The following is a 23,618-nucleotide window of genomic DNA, read 5'->3' on the forward strand; positions in this document are numbered from 1 at the left end:
GTTGTTGTTTTTTCGTTTTATGTTTTAGAAAGAAGTGTTTATACTGACAAAAAGAAAAACCAACCCATTTATGGGTTGGTTTCCTTATATATTAACTTTTCTTCTAACTCAATCTAATATATTTTACTCTAAAATTGCCAGATACTTACTTTCATCACTTAACAACTCTCCAGCTTTACTTACTGTTTCATCATTTTGTAAGTGATATTTATAAAGACCTTCACGGTAGGCATAGCGTTTTACAATTTCATCAGCTAGTTCTTTTTTAATGACTTTTTTGTAATCATCTAATGCACTTATCTTACTTTTTGACAAACTCGCAAGCATATCGTTATAATCTTTATTAACCGCATTTTCAAGTTTTTCTAATTTCGCTGATTCTAATAATGCTTTTAAACGCTTTTCTGTAACCGTTTCATAAGCAATGCCCTTTTTGGCAACAAAAGTTTTAAATGAAGCATAATCTGCGTCAGTAAATACAAAAGAGTCCATACTCTTATTCGGATTGTCGTAGTAGTATTTAGTAGCATAATCAAAAATCACGTAGTTAGCGATAAGCGATTTTACGAGCGGGGAGGTTTCAGAACTTGCCATTTTTACATCAGGTTCAATACCACCGCCATCATACACTTCGCGACCTTTTTTGGTTTTAAATGCCTTATAGTCTTTTTCGGCGGTTCTAGTTGCATTACCAAACTCATCCCTATTCCAATAATCTAACGCTTGAATACATCTTCCTGAAGGTGTATAGTATCTAGAAATTGTTACTTTAAGTTGGGTGCCGTAAGTAAGCTTTTTAGGCCGTTGCACCAGCCCTTTACCAAAACTGCGATTCCCTACTACCACCGCACGATCTAAATCTTGCAATGCGCCTGAAACGATCTCAGAAGCTGATGCACTGCGGTCATTAACCAACACTACTAGGGGGATTTCAGTGTCTAAGGGTTGCATTCTGCTTTTATACTCTTTGTTATATTTTTTAATATGAGATTGGGTACTCACTATTACTTGGCCCTTATCAACAAACAAATTGACAATCTTAATTGCCTCATTTAGCAAACCCCCAGGATTACTTCTTAGGTCAAGCACTAATTTTTTTGCACCATCCTCTTTTAACGTAATCACTGCTTCTTTAGTTTGGGCAAAAGCTTTTCTGTTGAACTTCGCCAAAACAATATAACCAGTATCTTCATTCATCATTTTATAAAAAGGGACGGCGTCGATCTCGATATCACTTCTTTTTAATGATGTAGTTTGTGTTTTGCCTTGACGTTTGTACGTGATTTTTACTTCACTGTTAGTAGCACCTTTTAACAACTCACTAGTTTCATCTTTAAAATCGGCAATAACAACATCACCAACTTGAATAACTTCATCACCGGCTTTTAATCCGGCCTTATCTGCCGGATAATCTTTATAAGGCTCAACTATGATCATTTTGTTGTCATGCCGCCTTACGAGAGCCCCAATACCTGAGTATTCACCACTATTTCTAATCTTACTGGCCTCTACATCTTGTTCGTTATAATACTGCGTATAGGGATCAAGATTACCCAACATACCCTTAATGGCATTGTCCATTAATTGTGCTGGGTTGGTTTCATCAACATAATTCATGTTGAGTTCTTTAAAGAGAGTAGTGAAGATCTCTATTTGTTTTGCGATCTCAAAAAAGTCTGACTTAAATGAGGCGCCAGTAAATAAAATTACAATGGCAAGAACAGGAATAACTACTCTTTTTTTGAACGAGATTTTTTCCATTTTTTTCTGATATAATAGGTTAAGATAGTAACAATAATAAGGAATGGCCAGATGTTTAACAAAAACAAGAAGAATGACGACATGCTATCAAAGCCTGATTTTACAGCATTCCACATTTTTGAACCATAAGAAACGGTCACTCCAGTGTTACTAGTTATTTTATAAAATTCGATGGTAAGTGTGCTCATCGAAACCTTATTTTCTAAATATTTTAGTCGGCCTTGTTTGGCTTCTATTTCTTCTCGAATCTTAGAAAGTTCACGCTCAATATCAAGAATTTCTTTTACATTTTTTGCTTTGGTTAATAACTGTAAATATCGTTCTTCAAGTATTTTTTTGGCCTTTAGCCTGGCTTCTAGGTCAATAAATTCTTCAGTGACATCTCTAGACGAGATATTCTTAGAATCGAAATACTCAACATCATTGTCAATATCGTTAACAACCTTATTGAAATTTTTATTCGGTATCCGAACAATTAAAGTTCTGGTTAGCTGATTATAACTTTTATCAGACCGATCATTTTGAATGTATCCACCACTTTGTTTTACATAAGCGCTTATGTTTTTAAAAGTGGTATCTATATTTTGAGTTTGAAATCGAAGATAAGCTTCGCGGATTAGCTTTTGCTCGACTACAGCCTGAACAGCTTCTGTAGGCGAAGGAGCAACATCGTATTCGGTGTCAGCCAATAAATTCTCAGTAATAGCAAATTCTCGCGAAGCATTACCAGAATTCTCGTCGCCGCATGAAAAAATGAACAAACACAGAACGAACCAAACGTACTTTTTCATAAAATAAGGTGTTTAAAATGTTGAAACAATTAGCCTGGTTGGTTCGACTTTTCTTTTTCCAAAAACTTCTTAAATAGTTTTTGCGTTGTTATTTGAAGGCCTTTAAATGTAGGCTCTTCATTGCCAAGATACAAAATCATACAAGCGTAGGATGTTGGCAAGTTGTTAAAAATAAGGTGCTTATTTAATCGGTACGATTCTCGCATTAATCGTTTTATTCGATTTCTAGTGACAGCTTTTTTAAACTTTCGTCTTGGGGCAGATACGCCAACTTGTAACGGGCTAGAGGTATTTAAGGGCGTCGCTAAATACACCATTTTCAGAGGAAATTGACTTACTGACTTTCCTTCAGCAAAAACCTTCTCAATTAGCTTTTGGCTCTTTAGTTTTTCGCTATGTGGGTATTTCTGATTCAATGAGAATTAGGATATAGTCAACAATCTAGGGAGGGGCCTAAAAGGAATTCTTAGGGAAATGACGTTTAATTTAATGGAAGGCCTCCGAAGACATATGTGATTATCAATTCAAAAATAAGAAATCCGCCCTAAGGCGGATTTTATTTAAGTCTATAATAGGTTTACTGCTGCTGTATAAAGTTATTTCGTTTGTCAACATCAGCCATCAGTTCTGAAGGGTCGATTACGATAGTTGCAATACTGCTTTTAGGCTTATTGATCTCAAAAGTATAGGTTGGATATGCCCAAGGCCAATCGTCTAAAACGGTACGGCTAATTGCAGGATACGGATTTTCTTTTTCACCACGCATCATTCGTAACGGTGCATAAAACGATTCTCTTGTTCCATCTTTGTAAATGACAATAATATCAATAGGCATTGGCATAAGCCCGATACGCTCTAAGGTAACAGCTGTTTTTCCGTTTTTGTCTTCTAAAGATTTGATGCCATAATCAATGGTGTTGGTGGTTTGGGTCCAATCCGTTAAGTACCAGTCTAAATGAATTCCTGAAATCTTTTCTGCAGTTCGTTTAATATCATTAGGCGTAGGGTGTTTGAATTTGAAATCAGCATAATACTTTTTAAGCGTCTTCATCAAATTATCCTGACCAATGACATATCCTAATTGTGCAAGGAAAACAGCTCCTTTGCTGTATGCTGATCTTCCATAAGCAAAATTATCTACAAAACGGTCTGCATGGGTTGTTTGAGGCATTTCTTTGCCGGAGGCCGCTAGACTAAAGTAGCCTCGATAGGTTCCTTCAAAAGGGTTCTGCTTATTTGCGCCAGTTATTTTATCTTCCGCTAATTCAGAAATAAAACTGGTAAAACCTTCATCCATCCATTCGTGTTTCGATTCGTTAGTTGCCAAAACGTGCTGAAACCAAGAGTGCGCCATTTCATGAGCGGTGACGCCAAAAAGGCTTCCGTATCTTCGTTCTCCGGTAATTAAGGTACACATGGCATATTCCATACCACCGTCTCCGCCTTGAATTACAGAATATTGTTTGTACGGATATTCGCCAACATTTTTATTAAAAAAGTCAAGCAACTTGGCTGTATCGGGTTGTAACTTTTTCCAATTAGCCATAAAAGTGGTATCGTCCTTCTTATTTTTATAAAAGAAATGAAGCGTAACACCACTAGGAGTTACCAATTTATCATGAACATATTCTGCGTCTGCTGCCCAGGTAAAATCATGAACGTTTGGAGCTTTAAAATGCCAAGTCAGTGTTTTACCCCTTTGTTTTTTAACCTTTACCCCTTCATCTTCATATCCATGGCCAATTTCATTAGGGTTTTGAAGGTATCCCGACCCGCCTATGGTGTAGTTTTTATCTAAAGTGATTTTTACGTCAAAGTCACCCCAAACACCATGAAACTCCCGAGCGATATAAGGAGATGTGTGCCACCCTTCAAAATCATACTCTGCCATTTTAGGATACCACTGTGCCATTGAAAGGGCAACACCTTCCTTATTATTTCTGCCTGCACGACGAATGTGAACTGGTACCTGCCCTTTAAATTCCATATTCAATTTGGTCGATTCTCCTGGATTAATCGGTGTCACCAAATCTACTTCGAGCACTGTACCAGCCTCATCAAACTGTACTTTCTTACCATCTTGTGTGAGACTAACCGCATGCATATATCCTATTTCATTGGGAGATAACTGGCTAATACGACTAACGCGGTTCGGATTTTCTTTTGTCCCCAAGTTTTGGGTCATTCTTCCATCAGGATCAGCAATATTCTGAAGCCTGATATCCATTTCACTACCAGGTTGAAATGCATTGTAGTATAAATGATAGTATACCCTGTTTAGCACTTCGGGAGAGTTATTGGTATACACCAACTCTTGTGTACCTGTGTATTGAAAAGTGTTCACGTTCATTTGCACATCCATTTTATAGTCAACATGTTGTTGCCAATAACTAGATTGTGCTTGAACTCCCATAGTTGTGAGGATAAAGGCTGCGATTATAATTCTTTTGATCATTTTTTATGTCTTAGGTGCTACTTTGTTTTACTTGCTAATACGAGTGCATTATAGGCGTTAACCATTTTTCCTGATGATGAAATATCCGAAAATGGTTTTGCTTCTTTAGCCTCTCCCACCACGACTTTTGTTGTCACCGGAAGGCCCGAACGCATGATAATATCCTTTACTTGAGTAGCGCTTAAATTAGGATAGTATGAACGCATCAAAGCAGCGACTCCTGCCGTTGCAGGCGCAGCCATTGAAGTACCGCCCTGAAATTCATATTCGTTTTCAGGCATGGTCGAATAAATGTCGTCTCCTGGCGCGAAAACATCTACATTTATTTTTCCGTAATTAGAAAAGCTTGCTACCATTTCACCTCCATAGGTATTGGCTAATGCTCCAACGCTTAAAAAATTGTTAGCAATTTCCTTGCCATTAGCTACCTGATCATTTGGAAAAACCGTTTTAGAGGTATCGTCCAGATTATACGATTCGTTCCCTGCGGCATTTACAATGAGTACATCTTTTGATGCAGCATATTTAATCGCGTCGTATACCCAATCTGCATTGGGCGAGTAGTATTTACCAAAACTGGTATTGATAATTTTTGCACCATTATCAACAGCATACCGAATAGCTAATGCAATATCTTTATCATATTCATCACCATTAGGCACAGCGCGAATAGCCATAATTTCTACATTGTTGGCAACCCCATTTACACCTTTACCATTGTTGCGTTCAGCGGCGATGATTCCAGCAACATGAGTGCCGTGGCTTTCACTTTTTTTAACTGGTTTTACATTACCATTTCCATATTTTGAATCACCTATATCATAAGGATTATCACCTACAGGAGTACGACCATTAAAGTCTTTTTTTAAGTTGTAGTTTAATCGATCTGCAAAATCGGTAGCAGCATCTTTTAGTTTTTGAGCGTTAAGTCCATTTTCATATAAAAACATATAAAAGCCTTTAGACTGGGCAACTGCCTGATCAGCAGAAGTTATTTTTTTTACATCCTCTTCCGTAAAATCTTCTTTTCCTAAATGCTGTTTTATAATGGCTCTTGCTTGAGGTTCAATTTGAACAAGTTGATCTACATTTTGTTTGGTTTGCACCGTTTCATTATACTCTTTTTCAAAGTCCTTTTGCGCTCTTCCGTAGTCCGGATTGCTGGTATCATTCTTTGCTAGTATTCGCACAAATTCCAATTGTTCATTATACGAGTCTCCAAGGAAATTCCACCCATGTATATCGTCTACGAACCCATTATTGTCATCGTCTTTTCCATTATTTGGAACCTCATCATCGTTGGTCCAAATAACACCATCTAAATCTTCATGATCAATGTCAATACCAGAATCGATTACGGCAACAATTACTTTTTTTCCTTTTTTGTTTTTAAGTAACTCATTGTAGGCTTTATCAACACTCATTCCTGGAACGGTATCTTTGATCAAATCAAGATGGCCCCATGTTTTTTCCTGATCCTTAGTAAGCTCAGTAACTTTTAATGGTGTGTTATCAATATTCTCAATGGGTATTGAAACAATATTTGTACTACCACAAGCAGTAAGCAATAGCAATGATACTATTGAGTAAATGGTCTTTTTCATTAATCTTTATTTAAATAATTCATCAGCGCGAAAAGTTTCATTAAGTCGCACCCCTTTTTCAGTGTGTTTTACAGTAATTAGTTGATTATGGGCATCATGCTCTAAAAATAAGTAGAAGTTTTCATCAGCTGCCATTTTTAGAAATTGTTCTTTTTCAGATAGTGTTAGTAAAGGGCGTGTGTCATAACCCATCACATAAGGTACGGGAATGTGACCCACTGTTGGTAACAAATCACCCATATAGACAATAGTTTTTTCCTTGTAATTGATCATGGGAAGCATCTGTTTTTCAGTATGTCCGTCAGCATAGAAAACACCAAAACCAAGAACAGATGTCTCGGCGATATTGCTGTTTGTACTACGAATAAAATTTAATTGACCACTTTCGTGCATAGGCCATAAATTTTCTTTTAAAAAAGAAGCTCTTTCCCTTTTGTTGGGTTCAGTAGCCCATTTCCAATGACTTTCATTGGTCCAAAACCTGGCATTTTTAAAGGCCACTTCATATCCGGTTCTGTCTTTATTCCATTGTACACTACCCCCACAATGATCAAAATGCAAGTGAGTCATAAAAACATCGGTGATATCATCTCGGTGAAATCCGACTTTTTCAAGAGATGTATCCAGGCTATGATCCCCCCATAAATAGTAGTAACCAAAAAACTTCTCTGATTGCTTATTACCCATTCCTGTATCGATCAGGATAAGGCGATCACCATCTTCAATTAGTAAGCACCTAGTTGCCAACTCGATCATGTTATTGGCATCAGCAGGATTGGTTTTTTGCCAAATTGATTTTGGCACAACACCAAACATAGCGCCACCGTCTAATTTAAAATTCCCAGCTTCAATAGAGTACAAATTCATATGAATTTTTTAAAGCGAAGCAAAATACTAAAAGCAGACAACATTTTTTTGTAAATAAGACCATAATTGGGGGGATTTTAACAGAAATTCCTTTGCTTGAAGAAGAACACTTTTTGAGAGTAAATTTTTAAAAAGTAGTATTTTACACAAAATTTAGGATATGTTAGAACTGGGTGGCATTATCATATTAGGAATATTGGCACAGTGGGTAGCATGGAAATTTAAGATCCCTGCTATTTTACCTTTAATTTTGATCGGCCTATTAGTAGGTCCGGTTTCTACTTTGTTTTCTGCTGATGGTACCAAGTGGATAGAACCCATTTGGGACGGAAATAAAGGTTTGTTTCCTGGCGAAGGACTCTTTCATTTTGTATCGCTTGCCATTGGTATTATTCTCTTTGAGGGAGGTCTTACCTTAAAAAGAAGTGAGATATCAAAAGTAGGTCCTGTTATTGTAAAACTGATCAGTTTGGGCAGTGTCGTTACCTTTTTAGGGGCTGGCGTGGCTGCGCATTATCTTTTTGGATTATCATGGCAAATATCAATGTTGTTTGCCGGATTAATTATTGTTACTGGACCAACAGTAATCTCTCCTATTCTTAGGAATATTCCACTTAAAAAAGACATCTCTGCAGTATTGAAATGGGAAGGTATTTTGATCGACCCAATTGGAGCATTGGTTGCGGTTTTGGTTTTTGAGTTTATAAGTGTTGGAGATGAAGGTGGTTTTACGAAACAAGCATTTATTGAATTTGGTAAGATCGTGTTGATAGGCTTTTCTTTCGGAATTTCTGCAGGTTATGCGCTTTACTGGTTTATAAAAAAGAAGTGGATTCCGCACTACTTGCTGAATGTTGCAACACTTTCGGTAGTGTTATTAGTTTTTGTGGAGTCTGATTTGTTTGCTCATGAATCCGGACTATTAGCCGTTGTTGTGATGGGGATGTTTTTGGGTAATAGCGATGTACCTAGTTTAAAGGAGTTGCTCTACTTTAAAGAATCACTTAGTGTTTTATTAATTTCAATTTTATTTATACTTCTAGCTGCCAACATTACTATTGACGATTTAATGCTCGTTTATAATTGGAATACTGCTATTTTACTGGCGATTGTAATTTTCATAGTGCGACCGATAGGGGTTTTTTTAAGCACACAAGGCTCCGGATTAAAATTTAATGAAAAACTGTTTATTAGTTGGGTGGGCCCGCGAGGTATTGTTGCGGCAGGCATCGCATCGCTATTTGGAACTAAGCTTGTTTTAAAAGGAGAACCTGGTGCTGAATATATTACACCCTTAGTATTTACTATGGTGCTTGGCACTGTATTATTAAATGCAACTACTGCTCGTTTGTTTGCTAAATTAGTAGGGGTTTTCTTAAACAAATCAGAGGGAATTTTAATTGTAGGTGCTTCCGAAGTTGCCCGCTTAATTGCAAAATATTTGGACAAAAACGGTCGACATGTTGTGCTTATTGATAGCAACAATGAAAATATCGAAAAGGCGAAAGCGATGGATTTGGATGCTGAAACAGCAAATGTATTTTCTGATGATCTAGCCAATGATGTGGAACTAAGTGATATAGGATACTTAATGGCCTTAACAGGTAGTGAATCGGTTAATAAATATGCAATTAACCGCTTTGAAAAACAATTAGGCGAGCATGGTGCATTCCGCTTAGTAACGACACAAGAGATGAAAAATAGTAGTAAACTACCAGATGGTGGCCTGTTTTGTGGAACTGATGATTATATTAACTTAAGTGAAATAGCAAGGGATTTTCCTAAAATAAACGAACTTGATATTAAAAGCAATGCCGAATATGATGATTTACTTGAGGCAATTAACAGCAAAAAGGAATCAATTTCAATGTTTTTAAAAGAACCGGGAGGAGAGTTACATATTATCACTCGCGGGCTTACTGGCGAAATTGAGATTAAAGAAGGGTTTAAAATTGTTTATTTAGGAAAACCTATTGAATTACCTGAGGAAGAGGTAGATCAGGAGGAAGTGCCTGTTCAGATATAAAAATTGTCTACAGTTCCCAATATGGTAGAAGTCGTTTTTATTTCATTTTAGTAAGTTGACAAATGCACTTAATAAATCAATACTTTTTTTACTACTACAAAATATTATGTTTGCTGTGAAGACAATTTTAGTCTTTAACGAGATCTGTATGAAGCCAATACATTTCTCGATTATTATGTCATATTGATCATCTTTTAATGGGCATAAAACGTAGGATTACATAGACTGAAATTATGCGATTTTTATTGAGGTTTCTTTGTTTACTTTTTCTTGGGATTAGTGTTGGCTATACTCAATCTGGTAAAAGGAATAGGTTACTAACGCTATTTAATCAGTTTGAGAATGAGTTGTCGTTTTCAAGGGAAAAAGCCAAGTTGACCGCAGATCGATTAATCCAGGTAGCCGAGCATGAAAATACAGAACGATCTCTTGCACTCATGCAATCGGTTAAAGCAATGCGATCCCTCAAAATTTTTCAGCAAATAGATTCTGCAAGAATATATGGTAAAGCGGCTTATGAAGCACATGAATTTTTGAAGGACTCCATGGCGTTATTCAAGGATTTACATATTCTTTATGAATGCGCCTTGATCGAAAAGAAACAGGACAGTTCGTTTCTTTATGCATCTCAAGAAATGGCATTGTCAGAAAAAATGAAAGAGCCATTTTTTAAAACTATAGCCTATATTGATATGGGTGATGCTTATTATTTGAACCGCCAACATAAAGAGTTTCTTACATACCAGAAAAAAGCATTGGACATTGCGCAAAAAAATGATTTTAAAGAATTATTAGTTGACGTTTATATTAATGTCGCGCAATCGCATTTAAAACTAAGCCGTCAGCGCACTACAAGTGTTTTAGACTCTGCTATATTTTACGGAAAAAAAGCATTAAAACTTGCCAAAGAAAGTAATTACGGGAATGGAATATATGAAAGTACCATAGTACTTTCTGATTTTTTAAATGTCAATGGTCAACATCATGAAGCCTTGTCTTTAATTGAAACTGTAATTAATCTGCCCATAGAGCAAAGACCAATTCAGGTAGATTTCAATGCCCCATTTTACTACGCTGTTATTTTAAAAGATAATGGAAGATACAAACAAGCAAAAAATATTGTGAAGGACCTAGTACAAGACGCACGTGAAGAAGATCACAGCCAAAAGTCTAGTTTAAATTTCTTTTTAAGCGTATTATATGCATATAATAACCAACCTGATAGTACTGATTTTGCAATTAAGCAAGCTATTATAAACCGGAATGCCAACGAGGAGGTGAAGATTGATAAAAAGATGATTGAATTACAAACGCAATATCAAACGAACCAAATAAAGGCTGAAAAGGAAACGGCTCTGGCCAATGCAAAGTTAGCAAAGGTAGAAAGCAAGAAGAACCAAGCTTACTTTATTGGTGCATCACTTATTGGAATTTTGATATTGGTTAGTGCTTTTCTGTATACTACAAGGTTAAAGGCCAGCAAGAAGTCAGCCTTGATGGCTACGGAATTAGCCGAAACGCAAAAACGGTTACATATTGAAAAAAAATATAAAGAAAGCGAGCTGAAGGCTTTGAAATCACAGATGAATCCTCATTTTATTTTTAATGCACTTAATTCGATTCAAGAATATATCATCACTAATAAAAAGAATGAAGCCAGCGATTATTTAGGTCGATTTTCTGATCTAATACGAAGGTATCTTAATCAAAGTAATGCTAAAGGAATTTCTCTAGCAGAAGAAATTGAGAGCCTAAAGTTATATCTAGAAATTGAAACATTGCGATTCGAAGATGATTTTAAATATCAGGTGATTTATGAAGATGAACTAGATGATAGTGACATTGTTATACCTTCAATGATGGTACAACCCTATGTAGAAAACGCTATACGCCACGGACTGTTACATAAAAAGGGAACCAAAAGACTAAGTGTTTATTTCGTAATCAAAGAGGATACTGTTGTTTGTAAAATTAAAGATAACGGCGTGGGCAGAAAACGAGGGATACAATTACGACAAAAGCGAAATGCCGCCCATAAGTCGTTTGCAGAAAAAGCAACAAAAGATCGATTAGAGTTATTTAATTCAGAAGCTAAGAGAAAGGTTGGTGTCAAAATTGAGGATCTGTTTATGAATGGAGAAGCGTCAGGAACCAAAGTGATTTTAAATATTCCTATTATTTAGATATGATAGCACTAATTATTGATGATGAACCGCAAGCAAGAAATCTGCTAAAAGTCATTTTAGAGGAGAATTGTGAGCAAATTAAACAGATAGAGACCGCAAAAAATGTTTTGGAGGGTGTGGAGCTAATTAAAAGTATCAATCCTGACATTGTTTTTCTTGACATCGAGATGCCAGATCATTCTGGTTTGGAATTATTAGATTTTCTAGCGGACTTACCCGTTACTTTTGAAATTGTATTCACCACAGCCTACAATGATTTTGCGACACAAGCCTTTGAATTGGCAGCGGTCGATTACTTACTAAAACCATTACGCCCAACTCAAGTGAAAAAGGCGGTTGAAAAATGCGTAGCTATAAAGGGGAGCTCTCAAATTGATTTGAAATTACAAGAGTTAAAAGAAAGTTTATCACTTTCTGAATTCAAAAAAATCGGCCTTCCCGTAGCCAACGGTATTAAGTTTGTAGCATTGCAGGAAATTATGGTATTCGAGGGCGATGGCATGTACACCAAAATTCAAACCAATAAGGAGCAACTATATATAAGTAAGCCTTTAAAATATTTTTCAGATTTATTAGCTGACATTTCGTATTTCTACAAACCGCATAAATCCTTCTTAATCAATCTTAAATACATTAAGCAGTATGTAAAAAGTGATGGGGGTTACATTCTACTAGATAATGATTATCACGTGTCAATCAGTAAGGAAAAGAAAGATGAGTTTCTTGCTATTGTTTCAAATATTTAAAAACATTGCTGTACTAAGGCTTAACGCATAGTTAGGTTCAAATACCTATACAACTTAAAAGGCCAGCCCTTGAGGGGAGATATAGTAGAGCGGGCTCTGTATTTGGATTGGGTAAATGGGCGAAATTGCCAAAACCTAACTTCTGCCAGCAGATTTTTTGGGAATATACTATTGCTGCCAAGTAAACCGGCATTATACATGATCTAGATAAGTCTGGGTATGTTACACCTGATATTTATCTTTTAGAAACAGAATCTTCACAATCTCCACTCTTTTAATAAGCTAAAAAACTACGTTAATAAGCTAGCCTGAGTTTTCTTTTCATTTTTCCTTCAACTTCGTGCATTGATGTGCTATAGCTAAAGAAGCTACAGCGGTTTGGCTAAAAGCACCAATAATCTAAAACGAATTTAAAAAATCGTACTATGAACAAATCTTTTTTATCAAAGGCCGCCCTATCCTTATTGATAATTGGCGCGTCAATTTCGTGTGGAGGTGATGACGATAACCCGACGCCACCGCAAAATGCAAGTCCGGTTATTCAAGCACAAACTTTTACTGCTGCGGAAAACATTGGTAGCACCACTGAAATTGGCCAGATACAAGCGACGGATCCGGATGATGATGATTTGACATTTAGTCTGGTGACTGATGCAGATGATTTATTTGAAGTTTCTGACGATGGCGAACTTACGTTGGAATCAGGAAAAATACTTGATTTTGAAACAAAAACAAGTCACACAATTGAGGTTGAAGTAAATGACGGTGAACTTGGAACGACCGCCACTGTTACGATTAATGTTACAGACATTGATGAAAACACCAATAGTGCTCCCGTGTTCGATGCACAGACATTCAGTGCGCAAGAAAATGTGACTGGTCGAGGAGCAGTGGTGGCTACATTGGTAGCGACAGATCCTGATAATGATGCGATTACTTTTTCTTGGGATCCAGCGGGGAATGTAACTGCCTTTGAATTAAACAGCAATACGGGTGAAATCAGAACGGTCAACAACGCCCAAGGAGATCTTGACTTTGAAACAACACCACAATATGTCGTATCAGTGATTGCAAGTGACGGTATGGCTCAAACGCAGGCTGACATTACTATTAATGTAACTGATTTTAACGATCGGCCAGTATTCGGAGGAGGATCATACACTGTTGCAGAGGACGTGGATGACACTTTTGTGATTGGCAGTTTGGTTGCGACGGATCAAGACGGCGATACGCTTACGTTTGCGATAGAATCAGATCCTGACGATTTGTTTGAAATTACAAATGGAACAGATGTATCGCTACAAACAGGCAAGTCATTGGACTTTGAAACGGCAGTTTCTCACGCGATCGATGTTAGTGTAACTGACGGTACGGAAACCGTTATCAACACGTTTAACATTAGTGTTACTGACGTAGTTGAAGCTATTCAAGGTACAGTCTCTACTTTTGCAGGGGAATCGGGCACTTCTGGAAGTACAAATGGAATCGCAACCACCGCAAGATTTAACGGACCAGAAGCTATCGCGAAAGATGCGCAAGGAAATATTTATGTAAGTGATCTTGCCAATCAAAGAATTCGAAAGATAGATGTAAATGGAAATGTAAGCACATTTGGCATTCCTTCAACTGTATTGAACGGAACTGCTGATATTACTTGTAAAGGCTTGGTTGTCGATCCAAGAGGTCGTCTTTTCATATCAGATTTTAATAGGAATCGAATCTTGATGGTGACCGGGCTAAGTGCTGCAAGTCCGACATTTCGAATTCATGTGGGAGCAACCGATGGTACATCTGGCTACACGGATCAACCGGGTACAAATGCTCGTTTTAACGGACCTGCTGGTTTAGCAATAGCTAATAATGGAAGGGTATTGGTTGCAGATTCAGGAAACCATGTTATTCGTGGGGTAGGTAGTAGTACGGGCAGTGGAAATGCAGTTATTACTATTATGGGAAGAGGAACACAATCGGGAAACCAAGATGGTTCTTCCGCAGTAGCCCGTTTTAACAGTCCGAATGACGTGGCTGTTGATGCTAATGGCGTCATTTATGTTGCTGATACAGGAAATCACCGAATACGAAGCGTAGATGCATCATTGACCAATGTGGTTACCGTTGCCGGTTCTACCTCAGGTTTTAATGATGATCAAGGAACGCAAGCGCAGTTTGATACACCGACCGGAATTGTGGTTGATGAGAATGACTTCATATACGTTGCAGATGCTAGTAACAATACCATAAGACGTATCGATTCAAACGGTAACGTGATAAGTTTAACCACAAACGCGGCAGGCGCTACCGATGGCGACTTATCGGCAGCTTCTTTTAATCGGCCTAAAGCCCTTTGTTTTCAAAATAGCACAGACTTACTCGTCGTAGACACAAGCAATCACAGTATCAGAAAAATCGAATTTTAAATGATTTAAAGGTATGCCGCCCCTCTTTTTTCTTTCAACTAAGGGGCGGTTTCTTAATTCAAAAATTTACTTATGTCACAAAAAACATTACTTGGAAAGGTGCTGCTATTAGGTGCTTTTCTAATCGTCACGTCATGCGGTAAAGATGATGACAATCCCCCACCGCCCATGAACAACGTTCCTGAAATTCAAGCACAAAGTTTCGATGCTTCAGAAGCAATCGATGAAAATACGGTTATTGGTACCGTAGTAGCTATAGATGCGGATAATGATGCCCTAACATTTAGTATTGGCACAAACAGCAGCAATCTATTCGAAATTACCGATGATGGCGCCATTAGCTTGGCTTCTGGTCAAACGCTCGATTTTGAGACAGCAACCAGCCATACACTAACAATTTCGGTAACTGATGGAACGGCTTCCGCCAATGCGCAATTCACGGTTAACGTAACCAATGTCAACGAAGCGCCTGAAATTAACGATGAAACCTATAGTGCGGCAGAGGATATAACAGACGTGACCATTATTGGACAATTGGCAGCAACTGACCCTGAAAATGATACATTGATATATAGTGTCACCACTGATGTTGATGACTTATTTGAGATAACAAATAGTGGCGCAATTAGTCTACAACAAGGGAAAATACTCGATTTTGAAACAAAAACAAGTCATGTTCTTACTATAAGTGTAAGTGATGGTAGTTTAAATACTAGCGTTGATGTTACGATTAATGTTACTGATGTGAATGATAGCGGGAGTAGTGGCCCCATCATTTCAGATCAAAGTTTTACTGCGCCAGAAAACATTGCGGATAATTCGATTATCGGAACAGTAATCGCTACCGATCCAGATGGAAACACACTTACGTTTAGCATTAACACGGATACGGACGCTTTATTTGAAATAACAAATTCTGGTGAACTTAGTCTACTAGCAAGGGAGGCGTTAGACTTTGAGACCAAAACAAGTCATACCCTGTCGATTAATGTTAGTAATGGTACCGATACATCAACAGCAGATATCACCATTAATGTAACGGATGCTAATGATAATCCTATGGCGTCAAATAATCAAACATTTACCGTTGCCGAAGATATTGATGAAACCGCGTTAATCGGCCAAATCGTTGCAACAGATCAAGATGGTGATACGCTTACTTATGCTATCACTATAGACGATGATGATTTATTTACAATTTCTAGTTCGGGTGAGTTGCGTTTACAACCAAATAAAATTTTGGATTTTGAAACAAAAGGCCTTTATGAAATTAGTGTTTCCATATCAGATGGTTCCGATTTTATTGTGGTCAGAGTAATCATAAATGTGACTGATGAAAATGATGCTCCAGAAGCAAGTGCCCAGACATTTACCGTTGCCGAAGATATAGATGATAGTTTTTTGATAGGTCAAATTGTGGCTACGGATCAAGATGGAGATGCACTTACGTTTTCATTTGACTTAGGAAATAGCACCCTTTTTAATATTTCTAGCTCTGGTGAATTACGATTGAACTCGGGACAAAATCTTGATTTTGAAACCCAAACTTCACATCAACTTAGCTTTTTCGTTACTGACGGTGTGGCATCTATTGTAGTTAATGTCACTGTTAATGTAACCGATGTAGATGAAAATGCTGGAACCGTATCCAGATTTGCCGGTAACGTAAATGGCATAGCAGGAGATATCGATGGTGATGCGCTAAACGATTCAGCGCTTGGTAACCCATCACATATTGCAATAGACTCGCAGGGTATTATTTATGTGTTGAATTCTGATTACAGTAACGTAAAGAGAATTGATACCAATAATCAAGTGACAACGCTCACCTTTAACAGACCTTCTGGAGTAAGACGTTTAATTCCTGCAGGATTGGCCGTAGATAGTAATGACGTTTTGTATGTTGCCGATTCTTTCAGCCATGTTATTTATTCATGGAATTCCACAACGAATGATTTAACTGTTTTTGCGGGTGAACTCAATACGGCTGGTTTTACCAATGGAAATTCAGGAACATTTAATCGCCCCGCAGGTATAGACTTTGACCCTAATGATAATTTAATCGTTGCCGACGTGGGTAATCACAGTATCAGAATCGTGGGGCCTACAGGTTTTATCAACACCATAGCAAATACTAGCGGTCAATCTGGTTTTCAGGATAGTTTTACCTCGAGTTCATTTTTTAATAATCCTGTTGATGTAGCGGTTGATTCGAATGGAAAAATTTACGTAGCAGATCGAGGTAATCATTTAATACGGTCAGTTGAAAAGGTAAATACAACAAATTGGAGAATACGAACAGTTGCTGGTGACACTTCGAATCTTACTGCAGACTTTGCTGACGGCAATGGTACAGCTGCACGTTTTAACGAACCTGCAGCATTAGCACTAGACGGTAACGATATAATTTATGTAGCAGATAGCGGTAATAACACTATTCGTAAGATCACTTCAAATTCAGATGTTACAACGCTTACGGCTGGTAATCAAGCCGGTGCTGCCAACGGGCCATTGAGTACAGCATCTTTTTCACGTCCAGCGGGTATTGAGGTAAATGCATCAGGAAACCTGTACGTGGGAGATACTAGAAATAATCAAGTACGCTTTATTCAATTTTAACATTAATAGCAGAAAATAAGGCTCCTATGAATTCACAAATCAAGGAGCCTTAAAACAATCATTTAAAATTTATAAATATCAGATTAATGAAAAAAATACTCCTATCTGTCTTTGTAACTACCTGTGCATTTTTTACAATAAGGGCACAAGAAATCATTAACCAAACCGAACAACTCAAATCCCTTAAAACCGGAAAATACATCGCCTTTGATGTCAAGAAAAATAAAAACGGCAATTACGAATACGGAGATTTAAAGGGAGAACACGAGTTGCTGTCCGTGCAAACAGAGCCCAACTTTCCAGAGCACAAGTACTTTGAAATGAAGATTTACGGTACGGACGAAAATTTTATTCCGGATAATATGGCCTTTCCTGTAACCTATGCCAAATTGTTTTACGAGGGTAACGACAAGCTGAAAAAACAGGTGGGTTATGTACCAAGGGAAATCAGACCCGGTTCAACAAATAGGGTATGTGTTGTCGATGGAGTGGTCTTTGATCTAAGCACAAAGTTTAAGGAAGACAATGCCGAAACCCATATTCCATATCGCTTATACGTTCACGAAAGTTTTGGCAACGATTTTAAAGAGACTGATAAAAAATCAGCTGATAAAAAGAAAAAAAAGAAGCTGTCTTTAAAAGAGCGTATGGAGCAGGCCATGATGAAAAAATTAGCAAACAAAAACCCTGAAATGAAAGGGATTTTCAACGCTGTGCAAAAATTGAAGGCAATGGACGCAGTTGGCGTGGTTCAAAATTATTTGAAAGATGCCGTTGCTAAACAAAAAGAGGTAGAACCAAAATGGAAGCAAAATGCGAACAATGCGCAACGAGTCAAGCTTGTTGAAGAACGACGCGAGTTAATGTTCGCAGCGATGAAAAAATATAATGACGATTTGATGGATACCCCGGAATGGCGACGTATTCAAGAAAACAATAGACTGGCGAATGCAGCCGCTGCCAAGAATAATGTAACCTTGAAAAACGATACAGGTCGTGATATTTATATCTATGAATCGGGGTCTATGAATGGCAGTCGCCTCAATGCGGGCAGTTCGGGCTCCTTTCGCTGTAGCACTTCGTATTACTATGCGTTTGATGGTAACTCGGGCTCTCGAGTAGGCAATGCTGGACCTTTGGCGTATTCAGCTAACTCTTCATGTGGTGGTACGGTAACAGTCCGGTAGCAAACAAGTTAACTTAAATATGAATCCTTAAAACTATATAAAATGAATTCAAACGTCAAAATTTCAAACATTAATGCAATAACAAAGTTGTTGGCTGTAGTATTATTCGGGAGTGCGTTATTGGGTTTTTCAATCAATAGCATAACTGCAAAGAGCAATGACAATACTTTTGATTTTCCTGAAACCCTCTCGAAAGACAATATGAACATGATACAATCCAGCAACGGGAGGTATCAAATGAATCTTCAAATAGTAGAAGACTCTGAGGACAAGAAAATTTATTGGATGGTTCTGGTATGGGATACGCAAACAGGAAAATCTAAATTATACAGCAAAGACCAAAATAAAGGAACCGTTCCGGCGCATAGTGGTTGGCAATTACCCGCTTCACCGCTTTAATAAAGGCGACCAATAATAGAAATTAGAATGACTTTATAAAGGTTGGTTGAAAAAGAAGGGTTTCGTATGTGCTACGGGCCTTTCTTTTACTTATTACATATACATTTAAAAACATTCAACATGAAAAAACACGTTATTATTTTATTCTTGTGTTTTACAGCTATTTCGATCGGTCAGACTGCTATGCCGGACGAAATAGATACGTCTTACTTAGCTAAGTTTGAAGAAAAGGGAGGGTTACAACCTACACCAGAAAGAAAAATCAAACTGGCTTTAAAAGATGACAAGCCTATCCTTTCGGTTATATTATGTGGGAGTTGTTTCCCCGCCACATTTACTTTAGAGGAGCAGTTAAGTGAAGGATTTGGAGAGCTTGTTTTTAAGAACAGTCTCGGTATTTATATGCTTGTTTATAATGAAAAAAGCTTTGCAGTTGTTGTTCCAAATAGTGATGGCTCAAAAGGGTTTTCGTCTGTTAACCTATATACACGAAGTAGGGCAGATTATGATACAATTACAAAAGAAAAGATAAAAAAATTTGCTACAAGGCTTTTAAATCTTTTATAGATTGAGAGGAAGGCCTAAAAATCGAACATTAATTTTTCTGTAAAATCAGCGAATAAACTAACATGAATAGAGTTTACTTATTTATTGTAATATTTCTGACCCCACTTTTTTTGAGTGGTCAGCAAGAAATTCTTAAAGAGAAATTAAAAATACTTGGTAAGGAATCTTCAGTAACTAATATCAGTTTGGATATTCCGGTGAGTGTTGAGGAAAATGTCTTTTTATTCGGTTTTGTTCATGGCTCACAAACCCCGCAGTTCGTCGATTTTGAAATTTTAAAACAACTACATTCCCAAGGCGTTCGATATTACGCTCCAGAGGTCGACTTTTCACTGGCCGAGTTACTGAATCAGTATTTGGCTAACGGAAATGAGTATTTATTGAAATTAATAACTAAAAAGTATAAACATCGAGTTCCTCAGGACGCATCGGTAGATTTTTATAATAAGTGGATAAAGATTTATGAGTTTAATCTAAGGCTTCCTGAAAGTGAAAAAATAAGAATTATAGGAACGGATATAGAGGTACATCCAGAATCAACCTTAACCCATCTTGCATTCTTATATAAATCGCGCGCAAATGCAAGTCCAATAGTTGACAGTTTAAAGTATTTTAGAAATTATGACTTTGACTCAATAGTTGTTATTTCAGGTAAACCCGCACTGAAATCCGGCAAATCATTTGGGTACTTTTTTGATACTGAAAAAACCAAATTTTATAATAGGCTTAAGGCTTTTTACAAAGAAAACCCAAAGAACACCTTGTTGAGCTTTGGGCAAGATTCAATAGTTGCCAAATATGTGCTTGATCAAGAATTTACGAGAAATAGAGATTCTTTAATTTATGAAAATTGGAAAAAACATATTGTACCAATTATCAAAAAGGGTGAAAAAGTGTACGCTAACTTTGGCTATGCTCATGTTTTTCAAGAAAAAATAAATGACAGGAAGTTTTTAGGCTATTACCTAAAAAGAAATAAGCACTTTCAGGTGAAATCGATTTTAGGAGTGATGTCGGACTCTGAAGTTTTAGATGATCTAAAAATCTGTAAGGACGGTAAGATAGTTTTAAAAGGCGTAGCATTCAGAAAAGGACGGTATTGTAACTATACCAAATCGAAAAAATTAGATGGAGACTCTAGTAAGGAGGTAATGAAAGGCGTTTCAGCCTTGAAAGCACTTTTCAAATCCCAAATAACATCCATTGATTTGATGAAGGATCCAATTTTTAAGGAGAAAGATTGGTTTATCGATTTTGATAAAGCAAATTTTCCTTGGACTACGACAGGTAGTACATTGGATAATATCCAACACCTCATATATATGAGGTATTCTCAGGCAAGTATTCCTCTAGTATTATTAGATGAATAGTGGTGGAAGGCAAACATTAAAATTACAGCGATTGTATGATTTTGTAATCAAATAAATCAACTTCTAGATGAAATGGCAAAAACTTAACTTGTTTGCTGAAAGGTTTTGTTTTTCTCTTTCAAGAGTGCCAACTTTTTCTCTAAATAAGTAATTGCTTTTTCGGTTTTATGACTTGCTTTTACCTTAAAATCGGAGAAACGCTTTCTCGCTTTCTCTTTGCCAGAAGTAGTAGCTTTAGATAAGGTATCTGTAACCTCCTTGTAATCGTTAACCAATTTGTCTTTTACGACGCTACCTTCTCTTTTTAGATTGCTACGCGTTTCACTTCCCTTTTTTGGCGCGACCAACAAACCAATTCCCGTACCAATGAGTGTTCCCAAAACCAATGCGCCTTTAACCTGTATCATAACTTTTTCTTTTTAATTAAACCTAAACCTTTTGAAGAACAGAAACACAACATATACTGTGCTGTATTTTTGAACGCTCCATTTTATACGTCTAATAATGAAGCGATTTGTTACACTGGCGGTTGGTTAAAGCCAATTTATAAGCAGGATAATAAAGGCTGGGAGCTTAAGTTGATGTTTAATCTTATAATTAGAAAAACAAGCGAATGATCGAAGATGTGGTAACAACGTGTTTTCGATGGTGTCAAGCTACCTTCTAGTCATTCAACTTCAATACCGCCATAAATGCCTGTTGCGGGATCTCTACATTACCTACTTGACGCATGCGCTTTTTCCCTTTTTTCTGCTTTTCGAGTAGCTTTCGTTTTCTAGAGATATCACCACCATAACATTTGGCGGTAACGTCTTTACGCAAGGCTTTAATGGTTTCACGAGATATGATTTTTGCACCAATAGCCGCTTGAATAGGGATATCGAATTGTTGACGCGGAATAAGTTCTTTTAACTTCTCACACATTTTCTTTCCTATTGTCTGTGCATTGTCAAAGTGAACCAAAGCGGAAAGTGCATCAACAGGTTGTCCATTTAATAAAATATCAACACGAACCAGTTTTGAAGCTCGCATTCCAATAGGCGAATAATCAAATGACGCATACCCTTTTGAAACCGTTTTCAGGCGATCATAAAAATCAAAAACGATTTCAGCAAGTGGCATATCAAAACACAATTCAACACGCTCAGTTGTTAAATACGTTTGATTGGTAATTTGCCCGCGTTTATCAATACAAAGCGACATAACGTTTCCAACAAAATCTGATTTAGTTATAATGGTCGCCTTAATATATGGTTCCTCAACACGATCAAGGCCAGAGGGATCTGGTAGGTCAGAAGGATTGTTTACAATAATTATTTCATCAGGATGTTTTTTAGTAAATGCGTGATACGATACGTTGGGGACAGTGGTAATTACCGTCATATTAAACTCACGCTCCAATCGTTCCTGGATAATTTCCATGTGCAGCATTCCTAAGAAACCACAACGGAAACCGAATCCAAGCGCCGCCGAACTTTCAGGCGTAAATACCAAAGAAGCATCGTTTAACTGCAATTTTTCCATAGAGGCTCGAAGTTCTTCATAGTCCTCTGTATCTACCGGATAAATACCAGCAAAAACCATAGGTTTTACGTCTTCAAAACCTTCAATGGCATTTTGGGTTGGTGTTTTGGCATCAGTAATGGTATCCCCTACTTTTACCTCGCGGGCATCCTTTATACCAGTAATTAGATAACCCACATCTCCTGTTTTAATAGTTTGCTTAGGAACCTGATTCAATTTTAATGTCCCAATTTCATCAGCATAATAGGTATTTCCAGTCGCGACAAACTTAATTTGCTGCCCTTTTTTAATTTCACCATTCATTACACGGAAGTAAGTTTCTACGCCGCGAAATGGATTATATACTGAATCAAAAATCAATGCTTGAAGTGGCTCTTCAGGCTTACCTTCAGGCGCAGGTACACGGTCGATAATCGCTTTTAAGATATCTTCAATACCAATACCGGTTTTAGCACTAGCAGGAATTACTTCTTCTGCATCGCATCCAAGAAGATCAACAATATCATCCGTTACTTCTTCTGGATTAGCACTTGGTAAATCGACCTTATTTAAAACCGGAATAATCTCCAGATCGTTTTCAAGCGCTAAGTACAAATTAGAGATGGTCTGTGCCTGAATACTCTGTGCGGCATCAACAACCAGCAACGCACCTTCACAAGCTGCGATTGATCGGGATACTTCATAAGAAAAATCTACATGACCCGGGGTGTCAATTAAATTCAGAATATATTGCTCTCCTTCATATTCATATTCCATTTGGATCGCATGCGATTTTATGGTAATACCACGTTCACGTTCCAAGTCCATACTGTCCAAAAGCTGCTCTTGTTTTTCACGCTCCGTTACAGCGCCCGTAAAATCCAGCAGCCTATCTGCCAAAGTACTTTTACCGTGGTCAATATGGGCGATAATGCAAAAATTCCTGATGTTCTTCATAGCACATTTTGTGGTTTGCAAATATAGTGCTTTATTCAAAGTGTTTGTAATGGAACCAAGAATCTAGAGCCAAGAATCTAGACTGATTAAAGTTTATTTAGAAGTAAGGTTTTGAATGGTCAAATTGCAAATAGGCACCACTTAGGCTTGCTATTTTTTCCTA

General features: G+C 37.3%; 17 protein-coding genes. 9 read left to right on the plus strand and 8 right to left on the minus strand.

Annotation, left to right across the window (positions count from 1 at the left end; translation table 11 throughout):
- Window positions 1-123: 123 nt before the first annotated feature.
- The 6 genes from ABN763_RS04475 to ABN763_RS04500 all read right to left on the minus strand — a co-directional run bounded on the left by ABN763_RS04475 (window position 124) and on the right by ABN763_RS04500 (window position 7,478).
- Window positions 124-1,761 carry a S41 family peptidase gene (locus tag ABN763_RS04475; protein ID WP_410484232.1) on the minus strand — a complete coding sequence of 546 codons (1,638 nt, stop codon included), beginning with the start codon at window positions 1,759-1,761 and terminating at the stop codon, window positions 124-126.
- On the minus strand, window positions 1,731-2,552 hold the full coding sequence (locus tag ABN763_RS04480) for a DUF4349 domain-containing protein (protein ID WP_410484233.1): 822 nt from the start codon (window positions 2,550-2,552) through the stop codon (window positions 1,731-1,733). The genes ABN763_RS04475 and ABN763_RS04480 overlap by 31 nt, the downstream gene beginning before the upstream one ends.
- A 29-nt stretch (window positions 2,553-2,581) precedes the next feature.
- Entirely contained in the window at window positions 2,582-2,968 is a 387-nt protein-coding gene (gene rnpA / locus ABN763_RS04485) for a ribonuclease P protein component (RefSeq protein WP_410484234.1), read from the minus strand.
- A gap of 161 nt (window positions 2,969-3,129) precedes the next feature.
- The gene (locus tag ABN763_RS04490; RefSeq protein ID WP_410484235.1) at window positions 3,130-5,007 is read right to left on the minus strand and encodes a M1 family metallopeptidase; all 1,878 of its coding nucleotides are present in this window, start codon (window positions 5,005-5,007) and stop codon (window positions 3,130-3,132) included.
- Between the two features lie 17 nt (window positions 5,008-5,024).
- On the minus strand, window positions 5,025-6,611 hold the full coding sequence (locus tag ABN763_RS04495; protein ID WP_410484236.1) for a S8 family peptidase: 1,587 nt from the start codon (window positions 6,609-6,611) through the stop codon (window positions 5,025-5,027).
- A 6-nt stretch (window positions 6,612-6,617) separates the two neighbouring features.
- The gene (locus ABN763_RS04500) at window positions 6,618-7,478 is read right to left on the minus strand and encodes an MBL fold metallo-hydrolase (RefSeq protein ID WP_410484237.1); all 861 of its coding nucleotides are present in this window, start codon (window positions 7,476-7,478) and stop codon (window positions 6,618-6,620) included.
- A 160-nt stretch (window positions 7,479-7,638) separates the two neighbouring features.
- On the opposite strand from ABN763_RS04500, the gene ABN763_RS04505 reads away from it, so the two are divergent.
- The 9 genes from ABN763_RS04505 (at window position 7,639) to ABN763_RS04545 (ending at window position 20,995) form a co-directional block, all read left to right on the plus strand.
- The gene (locus ABN763_RS04505; RefSeq protein ID WP_410484238.1) at window positions 7,639-9,504 is read left to right on the plus strand and encodes a cation:proton antiporter; all 1,866 of its coding nucleotides are present in this window, start codon (window positions 7,639-7,641) and stop codon (window positions 9,502-9,504) included.
- 233 nt (window positions 9,505-9,737) lie between these two features.
- Complete coding sequence (locus ABN763_RS04510; RefSeq protein WP_410484239.1) at window positions 9,738-11,687, plus strand: histidine kinase; 1,950 nt, start codon at window positions 9,738-9,740, stop codon at window positions 11,685-11,687.
- Window positions 11,688-11,689: 2 nt separating this feature from the next.
- On the plus strand, window positions 11,690-12,436 hold the full coding sequence (locus tag ABN763_RS04515; protein ID WP_410484240.1) for a LytR/AlgR family response regulator transcription factor: 747 nt from the start codon (window positions 11,690-11,692) through the stop codon (window positions 12,434-12,436).
- Window positions 12,437-12,861: 425 nt separating this feature from the next.
- Entirely contained in the window at window positions 12,862-14,853 is a 1,992-nt protein-coding gene (locus ABN763_RS04520; protein WP_410484241.1) for a cadherin domain-containing protein, read from the plus strand.
- 72 nt (window positions 14,854-14,925) lie between these two features.
- Window positions 14,926-17,472 carry a cadherin domain-containing protein gene (locus tag ABN763_RS04525; RefSeq protein ID WP_410484242.1) on the plus strand — a complete coding sequence of 849 codons (2,547 nt, stop codon included), beginning with the start codon at window positions 14,926-14,928 and terminating at the stop codon, window positions 17,470-17,472.
- A gap of 86 nt (window positions 17,473-17,558) precedes the next feature.
- Window positions 17,559-18,659 carry a hypothetical protein gene (locus tag ABN763_RS04530; RefSeq protein WP_410484243.1) on the plus strand — a complete coding sequence of 367 codons (1,101 nt, stop codon included), beginning with the start codon at window positions 17,559-17,561 and terminating at the stop codon, window positions 18,657-18,659.
- Between the two features lie 42 nt (window positions 18,660-18,701).
- Window positions 18,702-19,058: a hypothetical protein gene (locus ABN763_RS04535; RefSeq protein WP_410484244.1), complete on the plus strand. Its 357-nt coding sequence runs from the start codon at window positions 18,702-18,704 to the stop codon at window positions 19,056-19,058.
- Window positions 19,059-19,178: 120 nt separating this feature from the next.
- On the plus strand, window positions 19,179-19,625 hold the full coding sequence (locus ABN763_RS04540) for a hypothetical protein (RefSeq protein ID WP_410484245.1): 447 nt from the start codon (window positions 19,179-19,181) through the stop codon (window positions 19,623-19,625).
- Between the two features lie 62 nt (window positions 19,626-19,687).
- Complete coding sequence (locus ABN763_RS04545) at window positions 19,688-20,995, plus strand: hypothetical protein (RefSeq protein ID WP_410484246.1); 1,308 nt, start codon at window positions 19,688-19,690, stop codon at window positions 20,993-20,995.
- Window positions 20,996-21,078: 83 nt separating this feature from the next.
- Here the strand turns inward: ABN763_RS04545 and ABN763_RS04550 are convergent, their stop codons facing one another.
- The gene (locus ABN763_RS04550; protein ID WP_410484247.1) at window positions 21,079-21,402 is read right to left on the minus strand and encodes a YtxH domain-containing protein; all 324 of its coding nucleotides are present in this window, start codon (window positions 21,400-21,402) and stop codon (window positions 21,079-21,081) included.
- A 256-nt stretch (window positions 21,403-21,658) separates the two neighbouring features.
- Window positions 21,659-23,455, minus strand: a complete 1,797-nt coding sequence (gene lepA, locus ABN763_RS04555; RefSeq protein WP_410484248.1) for a translation elongation factor 4 — start codon at window positions 23,453-23,455, stop codon at window positions 21,659-21,661.
- Window positions 23,456-23,618: the final 163 nt, after the last annotated feature.

It is taken from the genome of Spongiivirga sp. MCCC 1A20706 (genome assembly GCF_046524175.1).
Lineage (GTDB): Bacteria > Bacteroidota > Bacteroidia > Flavobacteriales > Flavobacteriaceae > Spongiivirga.

Coding starts and splice junctions, on each gene's coding strand:
- ABN763_RS04475 (WP_410484232.1), bottom strand. CDS start 1,761: ATGGAAAAAATCTCGTTCAAAAAAAGAGTAGTTATTCCTGTTCTTGCC.
- ABN763_RS04480 (WP_410484233.1), bottom strand. CDS start 2,552: ATGAAAAAGTACGTTTGGTTCGTTCTGTGTTTGTTCATTTTTTCATGC.
- ABN763_RS04490 (WP_410484235.1), bottom strand. CDS start 5,007: ATGATCAAAAGAATTATAATCGCAGCCTTTATCCTCACAACTATGGGA.
- ABN763_RS04495 (WP_410484236.1), bottom strand. CDS start 6,611: ATGAAAAAGACCATTTACTCAATAGTATCATTGCTATTGCTTACTGCT.
- ABN763_RS04500 (WP_410484237.1), bottom strand. CDS start 7,478: ATGAATTTGTACTCTATTGAAGCTGGGAATTTTAAATTAGACGGTGGC.
- ABN763_RS04505 (WP_410484238.1), top strand. CDS start 7,639: ATGTTAGAACTGGGTGGCATTATCATATTAGGAATATTGGCACAGTGG.
- ABN763_RS04510 (WP_410484239.1), top strand. CDS start 9,738: ATGCGATTTTTATTGAGGTTTCTTTGTTTACTTTTTCTTGGGATTAGT.
- ABN763_RS04515 (WP_410484240.1), top strand. CDS start 11,690: ATGATAGCACTAATTATTGATGATGAACCGCAAGCAAGAAATCTGCTA.
- ABN763_RS04520 (WP_410484241.1), top strand. CDS start 12,862: ATGAACAAATCTTTTTTATCAAAGGCCGCCCTATCCTTATTGATAATT.
- ABN763_RS04525 (WP_410484242.1), top strand. CDS start 14,926: ATGTCACAAAAAACATTACTTGGAAAGGTGCTGCTATTAGGTGCTTTT.
- ABN763_RS04530 (WP_410484243.1), top strand. CDS start 17,559: ATGAAAAAAATACTCCTATCTGTCTTTGTAACTACCTGTGCATTTTTT.
- ABN763_RS04535 (WP_410484244.1), top strand. CDS start 18,702: ATGAATTCAAACGTCAAAATTTCAAACATTAATGCAATAACAAAGTTG.
- ABN763_RS04540 (WP_410484245.1), top strand. CDS start 19,179: ATGAAAAAACACGTTATTATTTTATTCTTGTGTTTTACAGCTATTTCG.
- ABN763_RS04545 (WP_410484246.1), top strand. CDS start 19,688: ATGAATAGAGTTTACTTATTTATTGTAATATTTCTGACCCCACTTTTT.
- ABN763_RS04550 (WP_410484247.1), bottom strand. CDS start 21,402: ATGATACAGGTTAAAGGCGCATTGGTTTTGGGAACACTCATTGGTACG.
- lepA (WP_410484248.1), bottom strand. CDS start 23,455: ATGAAGAACATCAGGAATTTTTGCATTATCGCCCATATTGACCACGGT.